General features: G+C 71.6%; 10 protein-coding genes. 6 read left to right on the top strand and 4 right to left on the bottom strand.

Features of this window, described 5'->3' with window-relative positions; translation table 11 throughout:
* The first annotated feature begins 44 nt into the window (after positions 1-44).
* Positions 45-12,635 (top strand): amino acid adenylation domain-containing protein, encoded by a 12,591-nt coding sequence (locus ACMTAK_RS10175; RefSeq protein WP_413805908.1) that lies wholly within the window; start codon positions 45-47, stop codon positions 12,633-12,635.
* 124 nt (positions 12,636-12,759) lie between these two features.
* On the top strand, positions 12,760-13,782 hold the full coding sequence (locus tag ACMTAK_RS10170; protein ID WP_413805907.1) for a LacI family DNA-binding transcriptional regulator: 1,023 nt from the start codon (positions 12,760-12,762) through the stop codon (positions 13,780-13,782).
* Between the two features lie 104 nt (positions 13,783-13,886).
* On the opposite strand, the gene ACMTAK_RS10165 is transcribed toward ACMTAK_RS10170, so the two are convergent.
* From ACMTAK_RS10165 to ACMTAK_RS10150, 4 genes are all read right to left on the bottom strand, one after another.
* Positions 13,887-14,756 (bottom strand): carbohydrate ABC transporter permease, encoded by an 870-nt coding sequence (locus tag ACMTAK_RS10165; RefSeq protein ID WP_413805906.1) that lies wholly within the window; start codon positions 14,754-14,756, stop codon positions 13,887-13,889.
* Positions 14,746-15,717, bottom strand: coding sequence for a carbohydrate ABC transporter permease (locus tag ACMTAK_RS10160; RefSeq protein WP_413805905.1), 972 nt, complete (start codon positions 15,715-15,717; stop codon positions 14,746-14,748). The genes ACMTAK_RS10165 and ACMTAK_RS10160 overlap by 11 nt, the downstream gene beginning before the upstream one ends.
* Positions 15,714-17,090, bottom strand: a complete 1,377-nt coding sequence (locus tag ACMTAK_RS10155; protein ID WP_413805904.1) for an ABC transporter substrate-binding protein — start codon at positions 17,088-17,090, stop codon at positions 15,714-15,716. Before ACMTAK_RS10155 ends, ACMTAK_RS10160 begins: the two co-directional genes overlap by 4 nt.
* Before the next feature lie 183 nt (positions 17,091-17,273).
* Positions 17,274-18,365 carry a glycoside hydrolase family 172 protein gene (locus ACMTAK_RS10150; protein WP_413805903.1) on the bottom strand — a complete coding sequence of 364 codons (1,092 nt, stop codon included), beginning with the start codon at positions 18,363-18,365 and terminating at the stop codon, positions 17,274-17,276.
* A gap of 276 nt (positions 18,366-18,641) precedes the next feature.
* Here ACMTAK_RS10150 and ACMTAK_RS10145 point away from each other — a divergent pair, with 276 nt between their 5' ends.
* The 4 genes from ACMTAK_RS10145 to ACMTAK_RS10130 all read left to right on the top strand — a co-directional run bounded on the left by ACMTAK_RS10145 (position 18,642) and on the right by ACMTAK_RS10130 (position 24,806).
* The gene (locus tag ACMTAK_RS10145; protein WP_413805902.1) at positions 18,642-20,120 is read left to right on the top strand and encodes an FGGY-family carbohydrate kinase; all 1,479 of its coding nucleotides are present in this window, start codon (positions 18,642-18,644) and stop codon (positions 20,118-20,120) included.
* Positions 20,121-20,237: 117 nt separating this feature from the next.
* Positions 20,238-21,893, top strand: a complete 1,656-nt coding sequence (locus tag ACMTAK_RS10140) for a fucose isomerase (RefSeq protein WP_413805901.1) — start codon at positions 20,238-20,240, stop codon at positions 21,891-21,893.
* 71 nt (positions 21,894-21,964) lie between these two features.
* The gene (locus ACMTAK_RS10135; RefSeq protein WP_413812843.1) at positions 21,965-23,056 is read left to right on the top strand and encodes a DUF4185 domain-containing protein; all 1,092 of its coding nucleotides are present in this window, start codon (positions 21,965-21,967) and stop codon (positions 23,054-23,056) included.
* 34 nt (positions 23,057-23,090) lie between these two features.
* Complete coding sequence (locus tag ACMTAK_RS10130) at positions 23,091-24,806, top strand: hypothetical protein (RefSeq protein ID WP_413805900.1); 1,716 nt, start codon at positions 23,091-23,093, stop codon at positions 24,804-24,806.
* Positions 24,807-24,867: the final 61 nt, after the last annotated feature.

Below are 24,867 nucleotides of genomic sequence, written 5' to 3'. Positions count from 1 at the left end.
TCCGCACATCCCTTTAGAGGAGGGCAAGTGAGTTGGGGAGCTCGATGACCGGACCGAATGGCGAGACCACGCTCCCGCAGGTCTTGATGGGCGCGGCAGAGGCGGCCCCGGACCAGGTGCTGGTGCATGTACGAGGCGACGGCGGCGAGCGGACCGTCACCTTCGCGGAGCTGCGGGACGAGGCGCTGTGCGTCGCCGGTGGCTATCTCGCGGCCGGGGTGGCGCCCGGTACCTGTGTCCCGCTGCTCGCCGACCGCGGCGATGACTTCCAGGTGTTGTTCTGGGGTGCGTTGCTGGCCGGTCTCGTCCCGGTGCCGCTCGCGTCCGATGTCCGGCGGGTGACGCCGGTGTGGGAATCGCTCGGCCGCCCGCCGGTGGCGGTGGACGAGGCCACGGAGACGCTGTTGGGCGAACTTCCCGGCGGCGTCGAGCAGTTGCGGCTGGACGAGTTGCGGCAGCGCCGCCCACCCGCCCGGCTGCCCGGGGCCACGCCCGGCGATGTGGCGTTCGTCCAGTTCTCCTCGGGCAGCACCGGAACCCCGAAGGGCGTCGAGCTGACGCATGCCGCCGTGCTGGCCAACCTGGAGCAGATGCGGCTCGCCGCGGCCATCACGCCCGCCGATGTGGTGGCGAGCTGGATGCCGTACTTCCACGACATGGGGCTCATCGGCACCCACTTGGCCCCGCTCGCCGCGCGCGCCAAGCAGGTGCGGCTGGAGCCGTTGTCGTTCGCCAAGCGTCCGGCGCTGTGGCTGGAGACGGCGGCCCGCCACCGGGCGACCCTCCTGTCCGCCGCCAACTTCGCCCTGGCCCTGGCCGTACGACGGATCCCGGATGAGGTCTTCGCCCGGCTCGATCTGACCTCCGTGCGGCTGGTCCTGGTCGGTGCCGAGCCGATCGCCCCGGCGGTGTGGCGGAGGTTCGTGGCGAAGGCGCGAGCCTCTGGGCTCGACGAGCGGGCACCGCTGCCGGTTTACGGCCTGGCCGAGGCCACCTTGGCGGTCACCTTTCCGCCCCTGGACGAGGTGGCGGTGGAGCGGGTGCTGGACCGGGCGGCGCTCAGCCGCGGCCACGCGGTGGACACGGTCCGGGGCCCGGACGCCGTGGAGCTGATGGACGTCGGTCTGCCGCTGCCCGGGTGCGAGGTGCGCATCGCGGACGACGCGGACCGCCCGCTGGATGCCCGGCGGGTGGGCCACATCCAGGTGCGCGGACCCCAGGTGGCGCGCGGCTACCGCAACGCCCCCGAGGCGACCGCCGCCATGTACGTGGATGGCTGGCTGCGCACCGGCGACCTGGGCTTCCTGGCCGACGGCCGGTTGTGCGTCACCGGCCGCCACAAGGACGTGCTCTTCGTGTCCGGCCGCACCTTCCACGCGCCGGACCTGGAGGAAGTGGCGGCGGCCACCCCCGGCCTGCCGGCACCACCCCTGGCCGCGGCGGTGGGCTCCACCGACCCGGCCGACGGTACGGAACGGGTGGTGGTGTTCGTACGCTGGCCCAGTCCGCCGAGCGCGGCGGCCACCGTACTGGCCCAGGTGGCGGCGCGGGTCCGGCAGGCCCTGGGCCACGACGACGTACGGGTGCTGCCCCTGCCGCCGGGCGCGTTTCCCCGAACGACAAGCGGCAAGCTGCGGCGACGTGCGATGCGCGAGCGCTATGAGGCGGGGGCCTACGCCGAGGTGGAGAAGCGGTGGGGGCGCGGGGGTTTGGCTGGGGCCGCTGTGGCCGTCCCCCGGGCGTTGGGCTCGCGGCGGGAGGTTGCGCGGGCCGTCACTGGCATATGGGCGCGGGTGCTGGGAGTGCCGGGGGACAGCATCGGCCCGCATGACCGGTTTCCGGCCGTCGGCGGTTCGTCGCTGAAGGCGATGGAGGTGCTCGCCGAGGTGGAGGACGCCTTCGGCGTCACCGTGCCACCGGCGGTGCTGCGCGACCGTGACACGGTGGCCGCGCTGACCGAACACGTGGTGGCGGCGCGGCGCGCCGGGGCGCCGGAGGCCGCTCGGCCCCGCGACACCGTGGGCGACACCGACCCGGGAGCGATCGCGGTCGTCTCCATGGCCTGCCGCTTCCCCGGCGCGGACACCCCGGATGCCTTCTGGGACCGGCTCGTGGCCGGCCACGACGCCGTCGGCCCCGTACCGGCCGCCCGTTGGATACCTCGGCCGGAGGCCACGGCCCGGTGGGGCGCCTTCCTGGACGACCCGTCCCGCTTCGACGCCACGTACTTCGGCATGGACGACCAGGAGGCGGCCGCGACCGACCCACAGGCCCGCGTCTTCCTCGAACTGGCCCACGAGGCCCTGGAGTGCGCGGGCTACGCGGGATCCCGGCGGACGGGCCGCCGTATCGGTGTGTTCGCCGCGACCGGGGAGAGCGGCTACCGCGAACTGCTGTCCCGGGCCTCCGGCCCGGACGGCGGGCTGCCTCCCGCCGCGTTGGTCGGCAACCTCCCCAACCTCGTCGCCGCCCGCGTGGCGCAGAACCTCGATCTGACCGGTCCGGCCCTCGCCGTCGACACCGCCTGCTCGTCGGCGCTGGTCGCGCTGCACTTGGCGCGCCGCAGCCTCCAGGCGGGGGAGTGCGACCTCGCCGTGGTAGGCGGAGTCAACCTCGCGCTGGCCCCGACCGGCCACCGGCTGCTGGAGCAGGCGGGCGCACTCTCGCCGACCGGCCGCTGCCACGCCTTCAGCGCCGCGGCCGACGGCTTCGTCCCCGGGGAGGGCGGCGCGGCGATCGTCCTGGCCCGGCTGGACGACGCACACCGCGCGAACGATCCGGTCCTGGCCCTGCTGCGCGGCACCGCCGTGAACAACGACGGGCGTTCGCTGAGCCTGCTGGCCCCCAACGCGCTCACCCAGCGGGAGATCATCGTCCAGGCGTACCGCGACGCGGGCGTCGACCCCGACCACGTGTCCTACATCGAGGCCCACGGCACCGGCACCGCCCTCGGCGACCCCGTCGAACTGCGCTCCCTCACCCAGGCTTTCCCACCCCGTGCCGACGGCCGCCCCCGACTGCTGGGCTCGGTGAAGACCAACCTCGGCCACCTGCTCAACGCCGCGGCCATGCCGAGCCTGGTCAAGGTGGTCCTGGCCCTGGGCCACCGGCAGTTGCCCGCCTCACTGCACCACGACCCACCCGCCGCCTCCCTCCCCGACGATGGCGCGGCCGGTTTCCAGGTGGTCACCAAGCACCAGGCATGGACGGCCCCCGGCCCGCTGGTGGCCGGGATCAACGCCTTCGGCTTCGGCGGCACCAACGCCCACGCCATCCTCGAGGAGGCGCCCGCGCGCTTGCCACGGCGCCGCGGGCGGTTGGACACTGCCGGGCGGGGTGAGGCGGATGCTGGGGGCGACGGCGGCTCGGGCGGCGAGGACGGGCCGCACCTGCTGACTCTGTCGGCGCGCGGTGCCGATGCCTTGGCGGCCGCGGCCAGGGACCTCGCGGCCCATCTGCGGGCTCACCCGGAGCTCGACGAGGGCGACGTGTGCGCCACCGTCAATACCGCCCGCGACCACGGCCCTCACCGCCTGGCACTGGTGTCCCGTGGCGACCTCGCCGAACGCCTCGAAGCCCACACCGCCACCCCCGCCGCCGTGGGCCGTTCCCGCCCCCGGTTGGCGTTCCTGCTGCCCGGCCAGGGCACCGCGCGGCCTGGGCTTGGCCGCGCCCTGTACCGCACCGCACCGGAGTTCCGCCGTGTGATGGAGGAGGCGTCCGCACTCGTCGGCGAGGTGCGCGGACGCACTCTGGCCCAGTGGTGCCTGGACCCCGGTGCCTCGCCCGCCGACCTGGCCCACACCGAGGTCTCCCAGCCGCTGCTCGTGGCCTTCGGCGTCGCGCTCGCCCGACAGCTGCGCGTCTGGGGCGTGACCCCGGATGCCGTCACCGGGCACAGCGTCGGCGAGATCACGGCCGCCTGCGTCGCCGGGTCGCTGACCGTGGCCGAGGCGGTGCGGTTCGCCGCCGAACGGGGGCGCCTGACGCGCGAACTGGCCGACCCGGGCGCCATGGCCGCCGTACGCGGCGGTGAGGGCGCCGTCGCCGAGTTGGTGGCCGAGTCGCCCGGTGCGCTGTGCGTGGCCGCGGTCAACGCCCCCGGGCACGTGGTGATCGCCGGAGCGCCGGATGCCGTCGTTCGGGCCGTCGGGCGGCTGGCCGCTGACGGGATCACGGTCCGCGAACTCCCCGTATCCCACGGCTTCCACTCACCGACGATGCGCCCGGTGGCCGACCCGCTCACCGCCGCGGCCACCGAACTGACCCCGCTCGCGCCCTCGATCCCCCTGCTCAGCACGCTGACCGCCGAGTGGCAGCCGCCCCTGGACCCGGCCCACTGGCGCGAACACGCCCTGCGGCCGGTGCGCTTCGGAGCCGCGGTCGAGCGGCTGCTGGACGACGGGTACGACACCTTTGTTGAGCTCGGGCCTGGCGCCACCTTGCTGGGGCCGGTCCGCGCCGTGGCGGCCGAACGCGACCCGTCGCCGGAGGTGTTCGCACTGGCGGCCCCGGGCACCGGAGCCGACACTGGTGTCGACGCCGGACAGGCGCTGCTGACCGCACTGGGGCGATTGTGGACGCGCGGAGTGGACCTGGACCACTCGGCACTGGGCGAGGGACGGGCGCGCGTGCCCGTGCCGACGTACCCGTTCCAGCGCCGCCGCCACTGGCCGGACCACCGACCTGAGGGCCGGGCTGAACACCGACACGAGCACCGTCCTGAGCGTTGGCCCGAACACCGACACGCGCACCGACAGAAGCACAACCCCGGCCCCGACCCCGCAGCGTCAGCGCCGCTGCACCGCCTCACCTGGCGCGAGACGCGGCCCGCGCCGGACGGGGACACACCGGACACACCGCGCACCGTCCGGCTGGCCGGGCCGGACTCGCAGCTGGCCCGTGCGCTGGCCAACCGCCTGGAGCGGCGCGGTATCACTGTCCGCCGGGACGGTGACGCCTCCCTCGCCGAGACCCCCGCGCAACTCACCCTCTGGCTCGCCGGACCGGCCGCCGAGTGCCCGACCGTGACGGACCTCGACGCCTCGACCCACACCGTACTGTCCACCCTGCGGGACCTGCTCCCATCGATGAGCGAGGGAAGTGGCCGACTGCTGGTGGTCACCGAGGACGTGCACGCCACCGGCGCCGCCACCGAACGGCCGCGCCCCGCCCAGGCGTTGCTCACCGGCTTGGCGCTCGCGTTCCCCGAGGAGTTCCCGCGCCTCACCGCGTACGGCGTCGACCTGTCCTCGTACGACTCCCTGGACGCTCGGCTCGATGCCCTGGAGCGGGAGGCGCTCGGGCAGAGCGCGCCGGGCGGCGGCGCGGTGGCGTGGCGGGAGGGCCGCCGTCTGGTCCGTACTCCCGTGGCGGTGGCGGCCGACGCGCCGCCCTCGTCCTCGCCGCTGCCACCCGACGGCACTTATCTGATCACCGGCGGTACGGGCGGGCTCGGCACCGCCCTCGCGCGCGACCTGGCCGGACGCGGTCGGCCGACCCTGGTCCTCGCCTGCCGCTCGGCCCGTCCGCCGAGCAGGCTCATGGCCGAACTCGACGCGCTCGGCGCCACGGTGGAGTACCGCGTGGCGGATGTGGCCGTTGAGGCGGATGTCGAGGCTCTGGTCGCGGATCTGCCGCCGCTGGACGGGGTGTTCCACGCCGCAGGAGTGGCGCGCCCCGGCACGCTGCGGACCAAGTCGCTCGAGGAGATGGCCGAGGTGATGGCCGCCAAGGTGCGCGGCAGCCACCTGTTGTCCCGGGCCCTGTGGCGCCATGGCCACCGCCCGGCGGTGTGCGTGGCCTTCTCCTCTGTCACCTCGGTGCTCCCCGGCCTGGCCGGTGCGCTCGGCGACTACGCCGCGGCCAACGCCTTCCTCGACGCGTTCGCCGCCTCCGAACGCGCGGCAGGCCGCCCGTGGCAATCGCTCAACTTCGCCGCGTTCGCCGAAACCGGCTTGGCCGCCGGAGCTCCGTCGCGAACCGCTCCCGCCACGACCCGTGGCGTAGCGCCACTGACCCCGGGCGCGGGCCTCGCCGCGCTGCACGCGGCATGCGGCATAGACGCGCCGCAGTTGGTGGTGGCCGAGCTGACGGCCGAGTCTGCCACTGTCCGGCCCGGCGCCGCGGTGTCCGGGACCGCCGGGTTGGGGTCCGCAGCGTCGACCGCCGCCGGGTTGGGGTCCGCAGCGTCGAACGCCGCTGGGTCCGAGCACCTCGCGTCCGCCACGGACATGTCCGGGACCAGCGCCTCCGCCACCTGCCCGACCGACCCATCCCCCACCACCACACCGGCGCCGGTGTCTCCTGCAACCGCAACCGCAACCGGCACGGCCGACCCCGCCCCCGCACACATCACCGGCGTTCTGCGCCGCCTCCTTGCCGAGGCTCTGCACCGCCCGCCCGCCGAGATCGGCGGCGACGAGCAGTTCCTGACCATGGGGCTGGACTCGCTCTCCGCCGTGGACCTCGTCAGAAGGCTGGAGTCGGAGCTGGGCCGGGCCCTGCCGCCCACGCTGTTCTTCGAGTACCGGACGATCGGCGAGCTGGCCGCCCATCTGTCGACCGACCAGGTGGGGACGGAGCAGCCCGCGCCCCCGCCGCGCCCCGCCGACACCGGCAGGGCGACAGCGTTCGGCGACGGGGCCCCACTTCCCCTCACACCCGTGCAACTGGCCTTCCATACGGGCGGCAGGTTGCACCCCGAGGTCGCCGCGTACGCGTATGTGCGCCAGACCATCAGCGGCCCCCTGGACGCCGGTCTGCTCGGCCGGGCGCTCGCGCTGCTCGCCGAGCGCCACCCGATGCTGCGCCTCAGGATCGAGACCGACGGCACGGCGCCCGCCCAAATGCTGGTGGCGCCGGAACCGCACACCATGCCCTTCTGGTACGAGATCCGCCACGCCGACGGCCCCCTGGCCGACCTGGAGGAGGCGCTGTGCAATCGCCCCTTCGACCTGGCCACCGAGGCGCCGGTACGTGCGGTGCTGGTACGGGAGCGCGCCGACCTGGCCCACCTTCTCCTCGTGCTGCACCACGCCGCCGCGGACGGATTCAGCCTCAATGTCCTCGGCGAGGAGCTGTGGTCGGTCTACACCGCCCTCGCGCACGGCCGTTCACCCGCGCTGCCCCCGCTGGAAGCGGGTTTCGCCGACTACGCCGCCGCCGTCGAGGCGGAACGGTCCTCGCCGGAGTTCGCCGAGGACCGGCGGTACTGGCGGGACGCACTCACCGCCCACGCCCACCCCACGCCCCTGGACCTGCCCTGGGACGGCGACCCGGAGGGGCCGCCCGCCCCGCCGCTCACCGCACACCAGGTGGCCACCGACCCCGGCCTCACCGCCGCCCTGCGCGAGTGCGCCGCCGCCCATGGCGTTTCCCTCTTTCACCTGCTGCTGGCCGCGTACGTGCGCTGTCTGGCGCGGTGGAGCGGGCAGCGTGGCATCGCGGTCAACGTGGCGCGCGCCCGTCGCGAACTCCGGCTGGCCGGTCTCGACCGGCTGGTCGGCCCGCTCGCCGACACATTGCCGCTGTCGGCCACCATCGACCCGGACGAGCCCGTGCCCGCCCTGGCACAGCGGTTGCGCGCGATCTGGCTGGACGCGGAGCGGCACGCCCGGCTCACCAGCCTGGACATCGCCCGGCTGTTGCCCACCGCCGGGCCCCGGCCGCGTACCGTCTCCCCGGCCGGATTCAGCTTCGCCCGCTTCCCCGCCACGACCGACCACGGCTGCCCGGTGACGGTGCGTCCGGCGGCGGCGCGTACCGCATCCGCCGCCACGCGCCTGGGACTGCTGTGCTGGGAGAGCGAACGAGCCCTGCACTTCTCCTGGAACTTCCCGGCCCGGCTGTTCAACCGGACCACCGTGGAGCGCCTGGCACGCGAACACCTCGCCGAATTGGCGGAGCTGGCCGAACTCGCCACGCCCGCCCGAAGGGATATTCCGGCACCGGCACCGGCCCCGCTGCCCGCAGCCGGGCGCGGGATCGTTGAGCGCCTGTCGGCACGATTCCGGGCGGCCGCCGCCGACCAGATCGCGGTCGCGACCGGCGACGCCACCATGACCTACGGCGCACTCGACCGGGCCTCCGCCGCACTCGCCGACCGGCTGCGCGCCCGTGGCGTCGCCCCCGGGGAGCTGGTCGGCCTGCTGACCGAGCCGGGTGCCGACACCGTCGTCGGTGTCGTCGGCATCCTGCGGGCCGGGGCCGGGTGGGTGCCACTGGACGCCACCCACCCCGCCGCGCGCCTGGCCGACCAGCTCCACCGGTCGACGGTCCGACACGTGGTGTGCCATGAGGCCACCCGAGCGACGGCCGACACGCTCGACGACGTGACGACGGTGGCCATCGACGACTTCTCATTGACACAGACACCGACAACGGCACCGACAACGGCACCGACACCGACACCGACAACGGCACCTGCACCGCTTCCCGTAGCCGACCCCGACGCCGTCGCCTACGTCATCTTCACCTCAGGGTCCACCGGCCGCCCCAAGGCCGTACCGATCACCCACCGGGCGATGATGAACTACCTGGACTGGGCCGTGGACACCTTCGGCTATCGCGCGGGCGACCGGCTGGCCCAGACCGCCTCCGTGTGCTTCGACGCGTCCGTACGCCAACTGCTGGCACCGCTGCTGGTCGGAGCCACCGTTCACACCCTGCCGCGGAATCTGGTCCGCGACCCCGAGGCGCTGCTGGACCGGGTCGTACGGGACCGGATCACCGTGTGGAGCTCGGTGCCCACGCTGTGGGAACGGCTGCTGACCGCCGCCGAATCCCGGGTGCGGCGCGGCGCGCCCCGCCCCGACCTGTCGGCGCTGCGCTGGATCCACGTCGGCGGGGAGGCGCTGCCCGCCGCGCATGTCCGTCGCTGGTACGACCTGTTCGGGCCCGGCCACCGCATCGCCAACCTGTACGGGCCGACGGAGACCACCATCAACGCCACCTGCCACCTCATCGAGGCCCGCCCCGACGATGAGGTGCGGCGACTGCCGATCGGCCGTCCCATCTCCGGCACCGAGGTCGCGGTGGTGGCCGAGGACGGGCGCCACCACACCGCCGGCGAGCCCGGGGAACTCCTCATTGGTGGAGCGGGGCTGACGCCGGGGTACCTCGGAGATCCCACGCTCACGGCGGCGGCGTTCACCGAGCGCGACGGCAAACGCTGGTACCGCAGCGGCGACCGGGTCCGCCAACGCCCTGACGGCGTACTGGAGTTCCTCGGCCGCCTCGACGACCAAGTGAAGATCCGCGGCCACCGGGTCGAACCGGGGGAGATCGAGGCGGCGCTGCAGACCCATCCCCGGGTCGCCCAGGCTGCCGTACTGCACCGCGACGGCCGCCTGACCGCCTTCGTGGAACCCCTACCGGGCGGCCCCGACCCCGATCCGGCACAGCTGCGCACCCACTTGCGCGGCACCTTGCCGGACTACATGCTCCCGAGCCGATTCCGGTTCCTGGACGCGTTGCCGCTCACGGACACGGGCAAGGTCGACCGCCGCCGACTCGACGCGACGGCCGGTGACGCGGAGGCGGGTATGACCTCGCCACAGACCCGTGACACCCCGGCGGCCACACCGACCGAGCGCACCTTGGCCCGTATCTGGTCCGAGGTGCTGGGCGTCGCGCACGTCGGTCGCGAGGACGACTTCTTCGCGCTCGGTGGCGATTCCATCCTGGTCCTGGAAGTGTTCGCGCGCCTGGAGAAGGCGTACGAGAGGGAACGGCCAGGGGCTGCCCTGCCGAGGCCGACGGTCATCTACGAGCACAGCACACTCACCGCCCTTGCCACGGCCGTGGATACGGCCACCGCTGCGGACGCGGTCGTCACTGTGGACGCCTCCGGCGCGGTTGATCAGGCAGCCGTCGCGGACAAGGCCGCCTCCCTCGCCGGTGCGGACCTCACGCCATACCCCCTCACCCCCACCCAGCGCGGTTTTATGGTCGCCGAAGCCATCGCGCCGGGCTCCGGGTCCGCGTGGCTTGCTCAGTTGCGCCTGCGTGGCCCGCTGCGGGCTGATCTCTTTCAGCGCGCGATCGATACGCTCGTCGTCCGCCACCCCATGCTGCGCACCGTCTTCCCCGCAGGCGCCCGCCCTCCCGTCCAACAGGAGCTGCCGCCCACGCTGCGGCTCCCGGTCGACTTCGAGACGCCGGCATCGCCGGACCTGGTCGAGGAGCGGGTCGCCGACGAACGCCGTCGTCAGTTCGAACCGTGGGCGTGGCCACTGCTGCGTCTGCATGTGCTGACCACCGGCCGTGACGAGCACACGCTCCTCGTCCACGCCCACCACCTCATCGGTGACGGCTACAGCGCGGCCCTGTTCGGCCGGGAACTGATCACCATCTACGACCGGCTCAGCCGTGGCGAGCCGATCGGGCTGCCACCGCTGCGCAGCACTTTCCGCGATTACGTCAACCTGCTCCAGCAGCCGGGTCCGGGCCCCGGCCCGGACCCGGCTGCCATCGCCTGGCAGGCCCGCCACGCCACCCCGTACCGGCGGCCGGACCTGCGCCGCTCGGGTGCACGGAGTGGCGAGCCGGCGGGTGTCCGGGCCGCCGGAGTCGGCTCCGCGGAGTTCAGGTCGGCGAAGTTCACGCTCGGCGCCGAGTTGACGGCCGGGCTACGCCACCTCGCCACCACGGTCCGCGCCACACCGTACGCCCCCGTCCTGACCGCCTACTACCGGGCCCTGGCGGACCTCACCGGCCAGCGGGACCTCGTCCTCGGCCTGGCGGTCACCGGACGCGACCACCAACTGCCCGACATCAGCCGACTGTTCGGCCCCCTGGCGGCCGCCGTACCGCTGCGCCCTGCCGCGTCGGAGACGGGTGCCGAGGCCACGCCCGGCCGGTCGTTCCGCGCTTTCCGCGCTTTCCGTGAAGATTTGCTCCGGATCACCGAGGAGGCCGTGGCCGCACGGACGTACGGCGCTGGTGACGACAGCGGCGGCGGCACAAGTGGCGGCACCGGCGGTACGCCCTCCGGCCCGCTCCGGCTCCCTGAGGAGGCCGGTGCGGCATGGTCTCACGGCACCGGTGGCGACACCGGCCCCGACACCGGCGGCGTGGACGGTGACATCGGACGTGACATCGGCCGTGCCACCGGCGGTGAGCCCTCCGACAGCTTGCCCATCCCGACTGCCCCAGCCACCCCGCTCGGTCTGCCGAGGGCCACCCAGTTCCTCTTCAGCTACCTGGACTTCTCCGCCCTCGGCTCACCCACCGGAGCAACCCTCGCCCTCGACTGGGACCATCACGACACGGAACTCGCCCCGCCGCCGGTGGGAACCGACGTCTTCCTGGCCGTTCGGCCGGTCGGGGGCGAGCTGCGTGTCACCTTGCGGGCCTCGGCCGCTGCCCTCGATGCGCCCGCCTTCGCCGCGTTCACCCGTCTCCTGCGGGACGAGCTCACCCAGGCGGCCTCGCCACGTCCGCGCCTTGCCCTGGCCCCTGCCCCGCGCACATCCCGTACGGACGCCGCGCTCATCGGCTACCTCCCCGCGCCCGGCCACCTCGCGGCGCTCGCCGGGGTCCCGGAAGCGGACCTGCCCCGCGAACACATGCGGCACCTGCTCTTCCCGGACGGCGGTCCCCGCCTCCTGGAGGAGATCGGCACGCCATTGGGCCGCTCCGCGTTCGTCGCGCTGCCGCTGTTCGCGGATGAACTGGCCGCGGGAAGCGCGCTCACCGGCCACACGGCCCGCGCCGTCAGCCACGCCGCCTCCCTCGGCGCCCGCTGTGTCTCCCTGGCGGGCATGCTCCCTGCGCTGACCGGCTACGGATTCGAGGTGGTACGCGCCATCGATGGGGCGACGGCGGTCACCACCGGTCACGCCGCCACAGCAGTGTCCGTGGTCAAGACCGTCCACGCCGCGCTCGCCACGACCGGACGCGAACTGGGTGACCTGACCGTCGCCGTGGTCGGACTCGGCTCGATCGGCACCTCTTCCCTCAACCTGCTGCTCACCCGCGCTCCGCGCCCGCCCGCTCACCTGCTGCTGTGCGATGTCGCGGGCAGCGCGCCCCGCCTGCGGGCGCTCGCCACGGAACTGCGCGGGACCGGGCTGGCCGGGTCGGTGGCGACGGCCGAGTCCGCACCGGCTCTTCCCGCCGCGGTGTACGAGGCCGACCTGATCGTCACCGCCGTCAGCGGTGGCACGGCCGTCCTCGACATCGACCGGCTACGCCCCGGCGCCGTCGTGGTCGACGACTCCTTCCCGCACTGCTTCGACACCGCACGCGCCCTCGCCAGGATGCGCGGGCAGCGCGATGTGCTGACCGTCGGGGGCGGACTGCTCGCCGTCGGTGACACCGAGCGGCACATCGCCGACGACCTGCCATCGGCCGCCGCCTCCGGCTACGCGGAACGGTCCTGGCTGCCGGGCACGGTCGCCTCCTGCCGACTCGAATCCCTGCTGCACACTGCCGTGTCCGGCCTGCCACTGGTCCACGGGCTGGTCGACGCCTCCCCTGCGCATGCCTACTGGGACGCGGTCGAGGCGGCCGGGGTCGGCGCCGCGCCGCTACATCTCCTCGGCCACATCGTCGATACGCCGCCGTCATGGCCCGGGACCGCCACTCATGGGAACACTCCCCACCGGGACGCCTCCCCCACACACGACTGACGTCTGGACGAACCCCCGTCGCCGGAGGGTGTTCGCCCCCCGACCCGCTCGCGACGCCTCAATACCAGTGTGAAATCCTTTTCAGCGCGGGGTAGGGTGAAGGCTGACCGTACACGGTGAAAGGATGCGGACACAGTTGGTGACGATCCATGACGTGGCGCGAGCCGCCGGTGTCTCTCCGGCGACCGTCTCGCGTGTCTTCAACGGCGGCAAGGTCACACCGGCACGTGCCCTGTCCGTGCAAGAGGCCGCGGCGGCCCTGGGGTTCGCGCCCAATCGGGTGGCGCGGTCGCTGCGCAAGCAGCGGTCCAGCGTGATCGCGCTGATCATCCCGGACATCGAGAACCCGTTCTTCACCTCGCTCGCCCGTGGCGTCGAGGACGCCGCGCAGCGCACCAGCCTTTCCGTGGTCCTGTGCAACTCCGACGAGGACACCGACAAGGAGCGCCGCTACCTGGAGGTGGCTCTCGGTGAGCAGATGGCGGGCGTGATCGTGGCGGCGGCGTCCCAGGACGAGACGGATCTGGGGCCGCTGACCGACCGGCGTGTGCCCGTGGTCGCCGTCGACCGTCGTCCGCGCGACGCCGAGGTGGACGCGGTCCGGGTCGACAACCACCACGGTGGCGAGGTGGCCACCCGCCACCTCCTGCGGGCCGGTTACCACCGGATCGCCTGCATCACGGGGCCCGAAGGAGCCTCCACCTCCGAGGAACGACTCGCGGGCCACCGCACGGCGTTGCGCGCCGCCCAGGGCGGTCCGGCCGCCGCCGACGACACCTACGTACGGCATGCCGACTTCCGGGTGGACGGGGGCCGCGCGGCGATGCGTGAACTGCTGGCGCTGCCCGAGCCACCCGATGCCGTGTTCGTCGCCAACAACCTCATGACCATCGGTGTCCTCGACGCCCTCCGCGAGTCGGGCAGCATCCCACCCGACGTCGGTGTGCTCTCCTTCGGGGACGTCCCCTGGGCGTCGCTGGTACGGCCATCCCTCACCGCGGTCGAACTGCCCTCGTACGAGCTGGGGCGCACCGCCGCCGACCTCCTCCTCCAGCGCATGGACGGCAGCGTGTCGCCGGTGCAGACCGTGGTGCTGCGCACAAAGCTGCAGGTCAGGGAGAGCACGGCCGGGCCCGCCCGCGCCTGACGGGCGGGCGGACGCCATACGCTGCGCTGCTGCGCTGAACCACGAACAAAAGCAGCGCCGCACCGGCCATCCAGCCCGTGCGGCGCCACCTCACCTCACAGCGCTCACTTCAACCCCGACGTCTTGATCGACTCCACAATCTGCCGCTGGAAGATGAAGAACAGCACCAGCATGGGCAGCGCGGCCACCGTCGCCGCCGCCAGGATGTAGTTCCAGTTGGACGTGTACTGCGTCTGGAACGACGAGATACCGAGCTGCACCACCGTCAGGTCCTGATCGCTCGTGGCGACCAACGGCCAGACAAACGCGTTCCAGTTGGCGAGGAAGAAGAAGATCGCGAGGGCCGAGAGAATCGGCCGGGACATCGGCAGGACGATGTTCCAGTAGACCCGCCAGTGGCCGCAGCCGTCGATGACCGCCGCCTCCTCCAACTCCTTCGGCAGCCCCAGATAGAACTGGCGCAGCAGAAAGATGCCGAACGCGTTGAAGATCGCCGGGATGATCAGCCCGGCATAGCTGTCGAGCAGCCCCAGCTGGCGGGCGACCAGGAACAGCGGGATCAGCACCACCGGCGCGGTGACCAGCAACGTGGCGAAGATGGCACCGAAGAGCTTCTCGCGCCCCGGGAAACGCAGCCGTGCCAGCGCGTAGGCGGCCATCGAGTGGAAGAACAGCGCCGCCACGGTGATCACCGTGGAGATGAAGAAGCTGTTCCACAGATAGCGGCCGAACGGCACCTCGGTGAAGACGTAGACGAAGTTCTGGAAGGTGATGTCCCGCGGGATCAGCCGTCCGTCGGTGACGGTGGCGCGCGTCTTGAAGGACGACGTGACCATCCACAGCACGGGGAAGAGGCTGATCAGCGACAGGACGACGGCCAGGAGCGTCAGCCCGGCGCGCGAGGACAGCAGCCGCCGCCGACCGGCCGCGGTGGCCGTGGTGTGGGCCCGGGTCGTCAGGGCGTCACTCGCCATCGTCGAACCTCCCGCCTCTCGTGAACGTGAAGAGCACCGCGGAGATGAGCACCATGATCAGCACCAGGAACGAGCCCATGGCCGAGGCATAGCCGTACTCCCCGAATCCGAACGCCTGCTGGTAGATGTAGAAGATGGCGAGCGATGTGCCGTTGGCGGGGCCGCCATTGGTCAGAACGAAGATCAGGTCGAGACCGCCGGTGATGGCGGCGACCGTCGACATCAGCAGGACGAAGAAGCTGGTGGGCCGCAGCAGCGGCCAGGTGATGGTGCGGAACGTGGTCCACGGCCCCGCGCCGTCCAGCTTCGCGGCCTCGTAGAACTCCTGGGGGATCTCCTGGAGCCCGGCCAGGAAAATGATCATGTAGTAGCCCATCATCACCCACACCATGACGGCGATGACACAGCCGAGGGCGAGGGACGGACTGCCGAGCCAGGACTCGCCGTCGAAACCGGCCGCGCGCATGGCCCGGTTGACCACCCCGGTCTGCTCGTCGAGCAGGAACTTCCACAGCACGCCGACCACCACCAGGCTGATGACGTACGGCATGAAGAGCATCGTGCGGTAGACACCGACCCCGGGCAGCTTCTGCTTCACCAGCAGGCCCAGCCCCAGACTCACACAGAAAAGGATGGGGACGAGGAACACCACATACAGCCCCGTGATCTTCATCGAGTCCCAGAACAGCGGGTCGTCCACCATCCGCCGGTAGTTGCCGAGCCCGATCCACTCATAGCTGCCGAAGCCGCTGACCTGGAAGAAGCTCAGCCCGATGGACAACACCATCGGGATCGCGACGAACACCAGCAGCCCGAGTACATCGGGCGCGAGGAACAGCCCGGCGGCCAGCCACTCGCGGTGCTTGCGGCTCAGCCTCGGCCGGCGGCCGGACGTGGCGGGCGACTGCGCCGGTGCCACGGTGGCCCGGCGGCGGCGCTCCTGTGCGGCGACACTGCTCATATCAGGCTCGCCCCCTGGTAGCTCTTGGTGTAGGCCGCGATGGACCGGGCGGCTCTCTCGGCGTCACCGGCCACGCCGTGGCCGGCGAGCATGGTGCCCTGGATGGCGTCGGAAATCGCCTTGTAGACGACCGGGGGATAGCGCGGTTCGGCACGGCCGCCCGGGAAGATCTCGTCCTTGAACTGCTTCATGATCCCGGAGTCGTAGCCGCCCTTGGCGGAGCCGCGGTCCAGGGCGCTGTCCCGTGGCGCCACATCGGACTTGGTGCCGACGCACCACTCCACCATCCGGTTGATGGACTCGTCCTTCATGGATCCCAGCGCCCAGACGCAGAACTCGGCCGCCGCCTCCGGGTTGCGGCCCTGGGCATTGGCGCAGAAGGACCAGCCGCCCAGCGCGGTGACGTACCGGCCGCCCGGGGGCGTGGGCAGTTTGAAGACGCCGTACCGGTACTTGGGCGCGAACGCCTTGAAGCTGGAGACGTTCCAGATCCCCTGCTGCCACATGGCGACGTTGCCGCCCTTGAAGCCGCCGACCACGTCCGCGGCGGCGGGCATGGTGCGCGGCGCGATGCCGTGGCGCACCGCGTCCTGCCAGAGCCCCAGAGCCTGGCGGGTGGCCTTGGAGTCGAAGGCCACATCGCCACGTTCGTCCAGGACCTCGCCGCCGCCCTGCCACATCCACGGGTACCAGGTGAAGTTCTGGTAGTAGCCCGGCCTGGTCTCGAAGACCAGCCCGGCCCGCGTCCTGGTGCGCAGCTTGTCGCCGATGTCGAGCATCTGGTCCCAGGTGGTGGGGATGTCGGCCTCCGACAGACCGGCCTTCTCCCAGACGTCCTGGGCGTAGAACATGGCCAGCGGCTCGATCTCCATGGGGAGGGCATAGACCTTGCCGTCCACCATGCGGCTGTCGAGCGCGGAGCCGAAGTCGTCGATGGCCGCCTTCTCCATGTGCGGGGTGAGGTCGGCCAGGACGCCGCCGTTGTAGTACCGCAGGAAGTCGCCGGGGGAGAGCAGGAAGATGTCCGGGCCCTCACCGGTGGCGAAGGCGGACGGCAGTTTGAATCCGTTGAGATAGGTGGGCTGCGGCAGATAGACGAGGTCGATCCGCGCCTTGTGGGTGGCGTTCCACCGGTCGACCATGTCGACGAACCACTTGGCCTGTGCGTTGATCGCGGGGTCCGGCGAGCGCTGGGGCCCGTAGAAGTTCCAGAACTGGAGGTTACCCCCCTTCGCTCGGGCCGTGCCGCAACCGGTGAGCAGGGCCGGGGCCGCCACGGCCGAGCCCGCGCCCGCAGCCGTGGCGAGGAAACGGCGGCGTGAGGTGCCGGGGGAGGTGGCCGGGCGCCCGGCTTCATTGCCGTGCTGGAGCATGTCGTGCGCTCCTGTCGGAGTGGGATGGGGCTGGGATGTGCGGGTGGGGGGTGGGTGCTGGGACGTACGGATCCGGGGCGGGCGGGCCTCTCAGGCGCCTTCCCGTCAGCCGGCTTCCGGTCAGCCAACCTGTCGTCAGTCGACGTTCTCGTCAGTCGAGCTTCTCGTCAGTCGAGCTTCTCGTCAGTCGACTTCGAGCGTGAGCAGGTCCGGTGTGGCCGGGCGGGACGCGGACGACGGGGCGTCCAGGTAGAACAGCGAGGTGCTGGCGATGTCATCGCTGGTGTGCCGGTAGCGGTGCGGCAGCCCGTTGCCCTGCCCCGGGCCGATACCGAGGCTCTGCACGGTGACGCGCAGATCCTCGGAGAAGCGGATGGGGTCCAGGACGTGCCAGCGATACATCCCGAACCGCTGCTGGCTGCTGTACAGCCCGTCCGGGCGCAGGATCTGGTTCAGGCCCAGATACGGGGTGGTGTACGCGGTGTAGCCCTGGCCGGGGACGTCGAAGTTCCAGGCGCCGCCGAAGTAGTCCTCGGTGCCGGTGCCGCAGAGCGTCGGGAACTCGTCGTCACCGTCGAGATAGAACTTCAGCTCGCCCTCGCCCCACCAGCCGGGGCTGTTGACACCCCAGGCCAGATAGGTGCCGACGTAGCCGCCGGCGCCGGTGACCGTGTCGAGCAGCGTGTGCACCTCGCCGTACGGCACCGGATGGCTGCGGCGCCACTGGGCGTGGAACCAGAGGGCGTCGTCCCCGACCTCGTCCAGCTCGTAGTCCACCTGGTAGTAGAGCGTGACCTTCTCGGCGGTCACATTCTCCAGGGTGATCCGTGCCCTGCGGTGGAACGGCATCGGCCAGTACGCGTTGAAGCCGCCGTTGGGGTTCACGGCGATGGGGACGGACGAGACCTGGCTGAAGGTGTTCCAGCCGTTGCAGAAGAAGTCACCGAGCGGGACCTCGACGGCCGGTTCCTCCTCGTCCTCCCAGTACATCCGCAGCAGGGCGCCCCGCCAGGCCCGGTGCGGATCGGTGGTGCACCACAGGTGGCGGATGGTGCCCGGACCCTCGATGTCGGCGAGCACGGCCGTCGTGCCGGGGGCGATGTCGATGCTGGGGGAGATCTTCCAGCCCGGCCCCAGCCTGCTCGCCGCCACCGCTCCGGTGCCCTCCGTGGCGCGGCCGCCACCCGACTTGGCGCCGGTGATGTTCTCGGCGCTGATGGAACGGCTCACGGCACGCGTCCTGCGGGAGATGCCGTCGAGTCCAAAGGTCGTCATCGTGTCTTGCCCTCATGGGTGGGGTACGGGACGCGCGCCGATGGGCCGGAAGAGGCGCCGTGGCGCGCGGAGAACGGCGTCACCGGCGGTGCGGCGCAGCACGTCTGAAATCCATTTCACCGCAAAGTAGAGCGGGCTCCAAGGGGTGTCAAGGGGTGAGACATGCGGTCGATCGCGGGGTGCCGACGCGCGCGGCTGATATGGCTTTTCGCCAGGGCAAGGCCATTCGCGTGGTCTCCCTTGACGCTGAAATCGTTTTCTGTCAGCGTGCTCGCCATGCCTCGCAACGCAGTCATCGGAGTGGACATCGGCACCTCGAGCACCAAGGGCGTCCTCGTCGGTCTCGATGGGGCACTGATCCGCTCGGCCACCCGGGAGCACACTCCGGCGAGACCGGGTCCCGGCCACTTCGAGATGGACGCCGCCGTCTGGTGGCGCGAGTTCACCGAACTGGCCCGCGAGCTGACCGCCGCGGACGACACCACCGTGGTCGCCGTCGGGGTCAGCGGCATGGGGCCCTGCGTCCTGCTGACCGATGAACACGACGCCCCGCTGCGCCCCGCCGTGCTCTACGGTGTGGACACCCGCTCGGTACACCAGATCCAGCGCATCGAGGCGCGGCTGGGCGCCGACGAGATCATCCGCCGCGGCGGCTCCGCCCTGACCACCCAGGCCGCCGGGCCCAAGATCGCGTGGATCGCCGAGCAGGAACCCGAGCTCTACGCGCGGGCCAAGCGCCTGTACATGCCCAGCTCCTGGCTGGTCGGAAAGCTCACCGGAAACTACGTCCTGGACCACCACTCGGCCAGCCAGTGCACCCCGCTGTACGACACGCTCGCCGGTGAGTGGTACGCCCCCTGGGCCGCCGAGGTCGCCCCAGGGATCGAACTGCCGCCGCTGCGCTGGCCCGGCGAGGCGGCCGGCGCCCTCACCCCCGAGGCCGCCACGGCGACCGGCCTGCCCGCCGGAATCCCCGTCACCACCGGCACCATCGACGCCTGGGCCGAGGCCCTGAGCGTGGGTGCGCAGAACATCGGCGATCTGATGCTGATGTACGGCACCACCATGTTCCTCATCCACACCGTGCCCAGGCCGCTGACCAGCCCGTCCCTGTGGGGCACCGTCGGCGCTCTGCCCGGGACCCGGAATCTGGCCGGTGGCATGGCCACCTCCGGCGCGGTCGCGGGCTGGCTGAAGGACCTGTTCGCCGACGGCGACCACGCCGAACTCACCGCGCTGGCCACCGAGTCGGGCGTCGGCGCCAACGGCCTGCTGATGCTGCCGTACTTCTCCGGCGAGCGCACCCCGATCATGGACCCCGACGCCCGCGGAGTGATCGCCGGGCTGACCCTGTCCCACACCCGCGGCGACCTCTACCGGGCCGCACTCGAGGCCACCGGGTTCGCCATCCGCCAGAACATCGAGGTCATCGAGGCGGTCGGCGGCGACATCCGCCGAGTGGTCGCCGTTGGTGGCGGCACCCAGGGTTCGCTGTGGACACAGATCGTCTCCGACATCACCGGCCGCCCACAGGAGTTGCGCACCATCACCATCGGCGCGGGCTACGGCGACGCGCTGCTGGCCGCCCAGCTCGTCGGGGACGCCTCCATCGACGACTGGAACCCGGTGCGCGAGACGGTGACGCCGCGCGCCGAACACACCGGGCGCTACGACGAGCTGTACGCCCTCTACCGGCGGCTGTACCCGGACACCGCCGCGACCGTCCACGCGCTGGCCGCACTACAGGAGCGCTGAGAGCCCACGCGCCCCCCGGGCCCAGCGTCCGCGGCCACACCCCAGTACCCCCAGTGCCTTCAGCGCCCCCACGCGCCAATGACGCACCATCACCGACGCACCGTCAACGGAGACCGCATGACCGCGTACACCCTGCCCGAGCTCCACCGGCCGCCCGCCGCCGAGCCGGCCACCGTCCACACCGTGGCCAGTGGCGACCTGCGTCCCGCCGCCAACGTCACCTGCTGGCCCACCCAGGAGAAGCTGGAGAGCGACCTCGCCGCGGCCCTCACGGACCTCGGCTGGAAGGTCCACCGAGGCCACGCCGTGGACGAGGCCAAGGGGCACGGGTTCATCGACAGCCAGCGCGCCGGTATCGAGGTCTTCAAGCGCATACCCAGGGACGCCCCGCTCATCGTCGTCGAGGCCGTCTGGCAGTACAGCCACCACGTCCTCGCCGGATTGCGCGACCACCAGGGCCCGATCCTGGTGGTGGCCAACTGGAGTGGCGAATTCCCCGGGCTGGTCGGCCTGCTGAACCTCGCCGGGAGCCTCACCAAGGCGAGACGCGACTACTCGGTGCTGTGGAGCGCCGACTTCACCGACGAGTGGGCACGCGAGTCGTTGCGCACCTGGCTGGAGACCGGCACGCTCACCCACGACACCAGCCATGTCCGGCCCCTGCCGCCCCTGCCGGGGGCGGACCCCGAGACCGGGCTGGGCGTGGCCCTCGCCCGGCAGCTGCGCGAGGAGAAGGCGATCATCGGCGTCTTCGACGAGGGCTGCATGGGCATGTACAACGCCATCATCGACGACGAGTTCCTCAACCCGCTCGGCATCTACAAGGAGCGCCTGTCGCAGAGCGCCCTGGTGGCCGAGATGAGGAACGTGCCCGACGAGGAGGCCCAGGAGGTCCGGGCCTGGCTCGACCGGGCCGGGATGACCTTCCACACCGGCACCGACGAGGCCACCGAACTCACCGACGCCCAGCTGCTCAGCCAGTTCAAGATGTACATCGCCGCGGTGCGCATCGCCGACGACTTCGGGCTCGACGCGGTCGGCATCCAGTACCAGCAGGGCCTGAAGGACACCGTCCCGGCGAGCGACCTCGCCGAGGGCCTGCTCAACAACGTCCAGCGCCCGCCGGTACGGAGCCGCGACGGCGCCCGCGAGCTGTACGCGGGCGCGCCGCTGCCGCACTTCAACGAGGTGGACGAGGGCGTTGCCGTGGACTCCCTGGTCACCAACCGCATCTGGACGGCGATGGGCCTCGACCCGGCCACCACACTGCACGACATCCGCTGGGGCGAGGAATACGACGGCCGGTTCGTCTGGGTCTTCGAGATCTCCGGATCGGTGCCCGCCTCGCACAACGGCGGCTACGACAAGTCGTACAGCATGCGCCAGCCCCCGATGTTCTTCCCGCTCGGCGGCGGCACCCTCAGCGGTGTCTCCAAGCCGGGCGAGATCGTCTGGTCGCGGGTGTTCCTGATGGACGGCGGGCTGCACGTCGACCTCGGGCGGGCCACCTCGGTCGAGCTGCCCGAGGAGGAGACCCGGCGCCGGCTCGACGCCACCAACCACCAGTGGCCGATCATGCACGCGGTCCTGCACGGCGTCACCCGCGACCAGTTCATGGCCCGCCACCGCGCCAACCACCTCAACGTGGCCTACGCCCCCGACGCGGCGACCGCCGACAAGGCGCTGCGCGCCAAGGCCGCGCTCTTCGCCGAGCTGGGTGTCGAGGTGCATCTGTGCGGAGACGTGGCGGTCCAGCCGCAGTCGCAGCCATAGACGTAGCCGTAGCAGCGCACGATTCCGAGGAGTCGCACATGGCAGCTTCATCACAACCCGTCCCCGCCGGAATGGCGGGTGGGGAGCCCGCCGAAACCGCCGGTGGCCCCGGCCGCCGTCTGGTGCTCGCCGCCGGTCTGGGCCTGGCCACGGCCGCGGCCGGGCTGACGGCGGGTGCGCCGCGGGCGAACGCCGCCGCCACCGCCGTCACCGGTACGAAGGTCAGAAACCTCACCGGCCCGGCCGAGACGGGCCGGTTCGCCGCGCCCTGGACCGACCTCGGCATCCCCGTCCGCTGCCCCGACGGCACGATGCTGTTCGTGTGCGGCGACACCTTCGACGGCGGTGGCGTGGGCGGCCCCAACTGGCGGGCCCCGGTGGGCCTGCGGGCACGCCACCCCGACCTGAACGCCCTCGTCATCGACGACAGCGTGGGCGGTTCACAGGCCGTGGGCCTGGTCCCGGAGGGCCACGAGAACAACACCACCGCCATACCGTCGGACGTCTTCACCGTCGGTGACACGATGTACATGCACCTGATGCGGGGTGTCCTCTACCAGACCCACCACTCCGACTTCTGGCGCTCGACGGACAACGGCCAGACGTGGCAGTACCTGTGCCAGTGGCCCGGGGACCAGTACGGCGGCCAGTTCCAGCAGAAGACCTACGCGGTGGCGGACGACGGCTACGCTTACGTCCTGTCCAGCGTGTTCAACCGGGATGTTCCCTCCGACCTGCTGCTGCACCGCGTCCCGCAGGACCGGTTGGGCGACCCGGCGGCGTACCAGCCGTGGGGCTACGCGAACGGCGCCTGGGCCTGGGGCAACTACCCGACCACCATCACCGCCCGGCGCCGGTTCGGTGAGATCTGCTTCCGTGCGATGGCCGGGAAGTACGCCCTGACCTGGCTGAACATGGAGCCCCTGGACATCCGCGCCCAGGTCTTCCCCCTGCCGACGAGCGACTTGTTCGCCACCCCGGAGCAGACCCTCATCGTCCCCACCACTCCCGGCAACGAGTCCGGCAACGCGGTGGCCAACCCCTACGGCGGCTTCATCGTCCCCGGCTCGACCTTCGGCGACTTCCACATCGCCGTGAGCCAGTGGTACGACGACCAGAACTACCGGGTGATGCAGTACCGGATCAACGGCCTGGCCGCCTGAGGACGCCGCCACCGACACCCGCGAGGAGCACACCGTGCGACGATCCAGACTCCTGATCACCCTGGCGGCCGGGCTGGCCGTCGTGACGATGGCGACGGTACCCGCCGTCCAGGCGGACAGCGCGGGCACCGGCCACCCCCGTGACGCCGGGCGCGACACCACCACGGCCGCCACCAGCACCAAGGCCGCGAACGCCCCGGAGAGCGACTACTTCTCCACCGTGGACATCGCCCCCGGCGCCACCATCGGCGCCCCCGCGATCGGCGACAACAAGGAGCACGGCGACCTGTGGCCGTCGTGCTGGTCCAACGACGACAACGTGTACGCCGCGTACGGCGACGGCGTGGGCTTCGGCGACACCTGGCAGGACATCGGCGTGGCCCGGATCAGCGGCTCACCCGGCAACCTGGCAGGCGCCCAGCGGGCGTCGGGCGACGGCATCGGCCGGATCTGGGGCGCCCCCCAGGACTACTACCGCAAGCCCACCGGCATGGTCTGCGTGAACGGCGATCTGTATCTCGCCGTGCAGGACCTCAAGAAGGGCACGCTGGACAACGCGCCCAGCGCGACGGTCGTGAAGTCCACCGACAAGGGCGAGACCTGGACATCGGACAAGGTCAAGCCGATGTTCTCGGACCAGAAGTTCACCACGGTCATGTTCCTGGACTACGGCAAGGACAACGCGAACAGCCCGGACGGATACGTCTACGCCTACGGCCTGGACTACAACTGGCGCGACACCTTCGACCCCGACCCGGACCCCACCGACCTCTATCTGGCCCGAGTGCCCGCCACGTCCATCATGGACCGCTCCACCTGGCAGTTCTACGCCGGTGACAGCGGCGGCACCCCCCGGTGGTCCGCCGACATCGACCAGCGGGTGTCGGTCCTCCACGACGACCACCGCGTCTACCAGAACGTGGGAACCGCGGGCCGGGTCAAGGACCTCAGCGTGATCAGCCAGGGCGGCGTGGTCTACAACAAGGCACTGAAGCGCTACATCTACACGTCCTGGACGGAGTACACCTACGAGTTCTACGAGGCGCCCACGCCGTGGGGCCCGTGGAAGCACTTCACCCCCAAGGACTTCGGCGGCTACCCCTGGACCCACACCAAGCACGGCGGCTACGCCACCACCATCCCGTCGAAGTACATCAGCGCGGACGGCAAGTCGATGTGGCTCCAGTCCAACGTCTGCCCCTGCGGCGGCGGTTACCCGAACGGCGACTTCTGGGCGTACACCTTCTCACTGCGCAAGATGTCCCTGACCCCCTCGGCCCCCACCACCCCGGACAACCCACCGGACGCCTCCCGCAACCTCGCCCGCGAACCCGGCACCGTGCCCATCGAACGCGCCACCCACTTCGGTCGCGCGATCTACAACGACGGTGACACGGCCCAGAACGAGGACGACTGGAACGACGAACGCAAGCCGACCAGCTGGTGGGGCTACACCTGGCCACGTACATACCGCCTCAACCAGGTGGCCTACACCACCGGCACCATGTTCGGCGACGGCGGCTGGTTCAGCAGTCCACCCAAGATCCAGGTCCGCCGCGACGGCGCCTGGACCGATGTCACCGGCCAGCGCGTCACACCGTCCTACCCGACCTCCTCGGCCGCCGGCCCGAACAAGACCTACGTCTTCGACTTCGACACCACAACCGGTGACGGCGTCCGCGTCATCGGCGGCAGTGGCGGAACGCAGACCTTCACCTCGATCGCCGAACTGGCGGCCCACTACCGCTGACACCCTCGCCAAGCGAATCCACTTCGGTCATGGTGATACCGGTTCTGGCTGGCTGATCTCG

Source organism: Streptomyces lacaronensis (genome assembly GCF_047337785.1).
GTDB classification, from domain to species: Bacteria; Actinomycetota; Actinomycetes; order Streptomycetales; family Streptomycetaceae; genus Streptomyces; species Streptomyces lycopersici.
Note: the sequence above shows the minus strand (reverse complement) of the source record. Positions and strands in the feature narration are given on the sequence as shown.

What these genes read in the sequence shown, in the direction of transcription:
- ACMTAK_RS10160 (WP_413805905.1), bottom strand. Translation starts at nt 15,717, where the DNA reads ATGAGCAGTGTCGCCGCACAGGAGCGCCGCCGCCGGGCCACCGTGGCA.
- ACMTAK_RS10175 (WP_413805908.1), top strand. Translation starts at nt 45, where the DNA reads ATGACCGGACCGAATGGCGAGACCACGCTCCCGCAGGTCTTGATGGGC.
- ACMTAK_RS10170 (WP_413805907.1), top strand. Translation starts at nt 12,760, where the DNA reads ATGCGGACACAGTTGGTGACGATCCATGACGTGGCGCGAGCCGCCGGT.
- ACMTAK_RS10140 (WP_413805901.1), top strand. Translation starts at nt 20,238, where the DNA reads ATGACCGCGTACACCCTGCCCGAGCTCCACCGGCCGCCCGCCGCCGAG.
- ACMTAK_RS10150 (WP_413805903.1), bottom strand. Translation starts at nt 18,365, where the DNA reads ATGACGACCTTTGGACTCGACGGCATCTCCCGCAGGACGCGTGCCGTG.
- ACMTAK_RS10165 (WP_413805906.1), bottom strand. Translation starts at nt 14,756, where the DNA reads ATGGCGAGTGACGCCCTGACGACCCGGGCCCACACCACGGCCACCGCG.
- ACMTAK_RS10145 (WP_413805902.1), top strand. Translation starts at nt 18,642, where the DNA reads ATGCCTCGCAACGCAGTCATCGGAGTGGACATCGGCACCTCGAGCACC.
- ACMTAK_RS10155 (WP_413805904.1), bottom strand. Translation starts at nt 17,090, where the DNA reads ATGCTCCAGCACGGCAATGAAGCCGGGCGCCCGGCCACCTCCCCCGGC.
- ACMTAK_RS10135 (WP_413812843.1), top strand. Translation starts at nt 21,965, where the DNA reads ATGGCGGGTGGGGAGCCCGCCGAAACCGCCGGTGGCCCCGGCCGCCGT.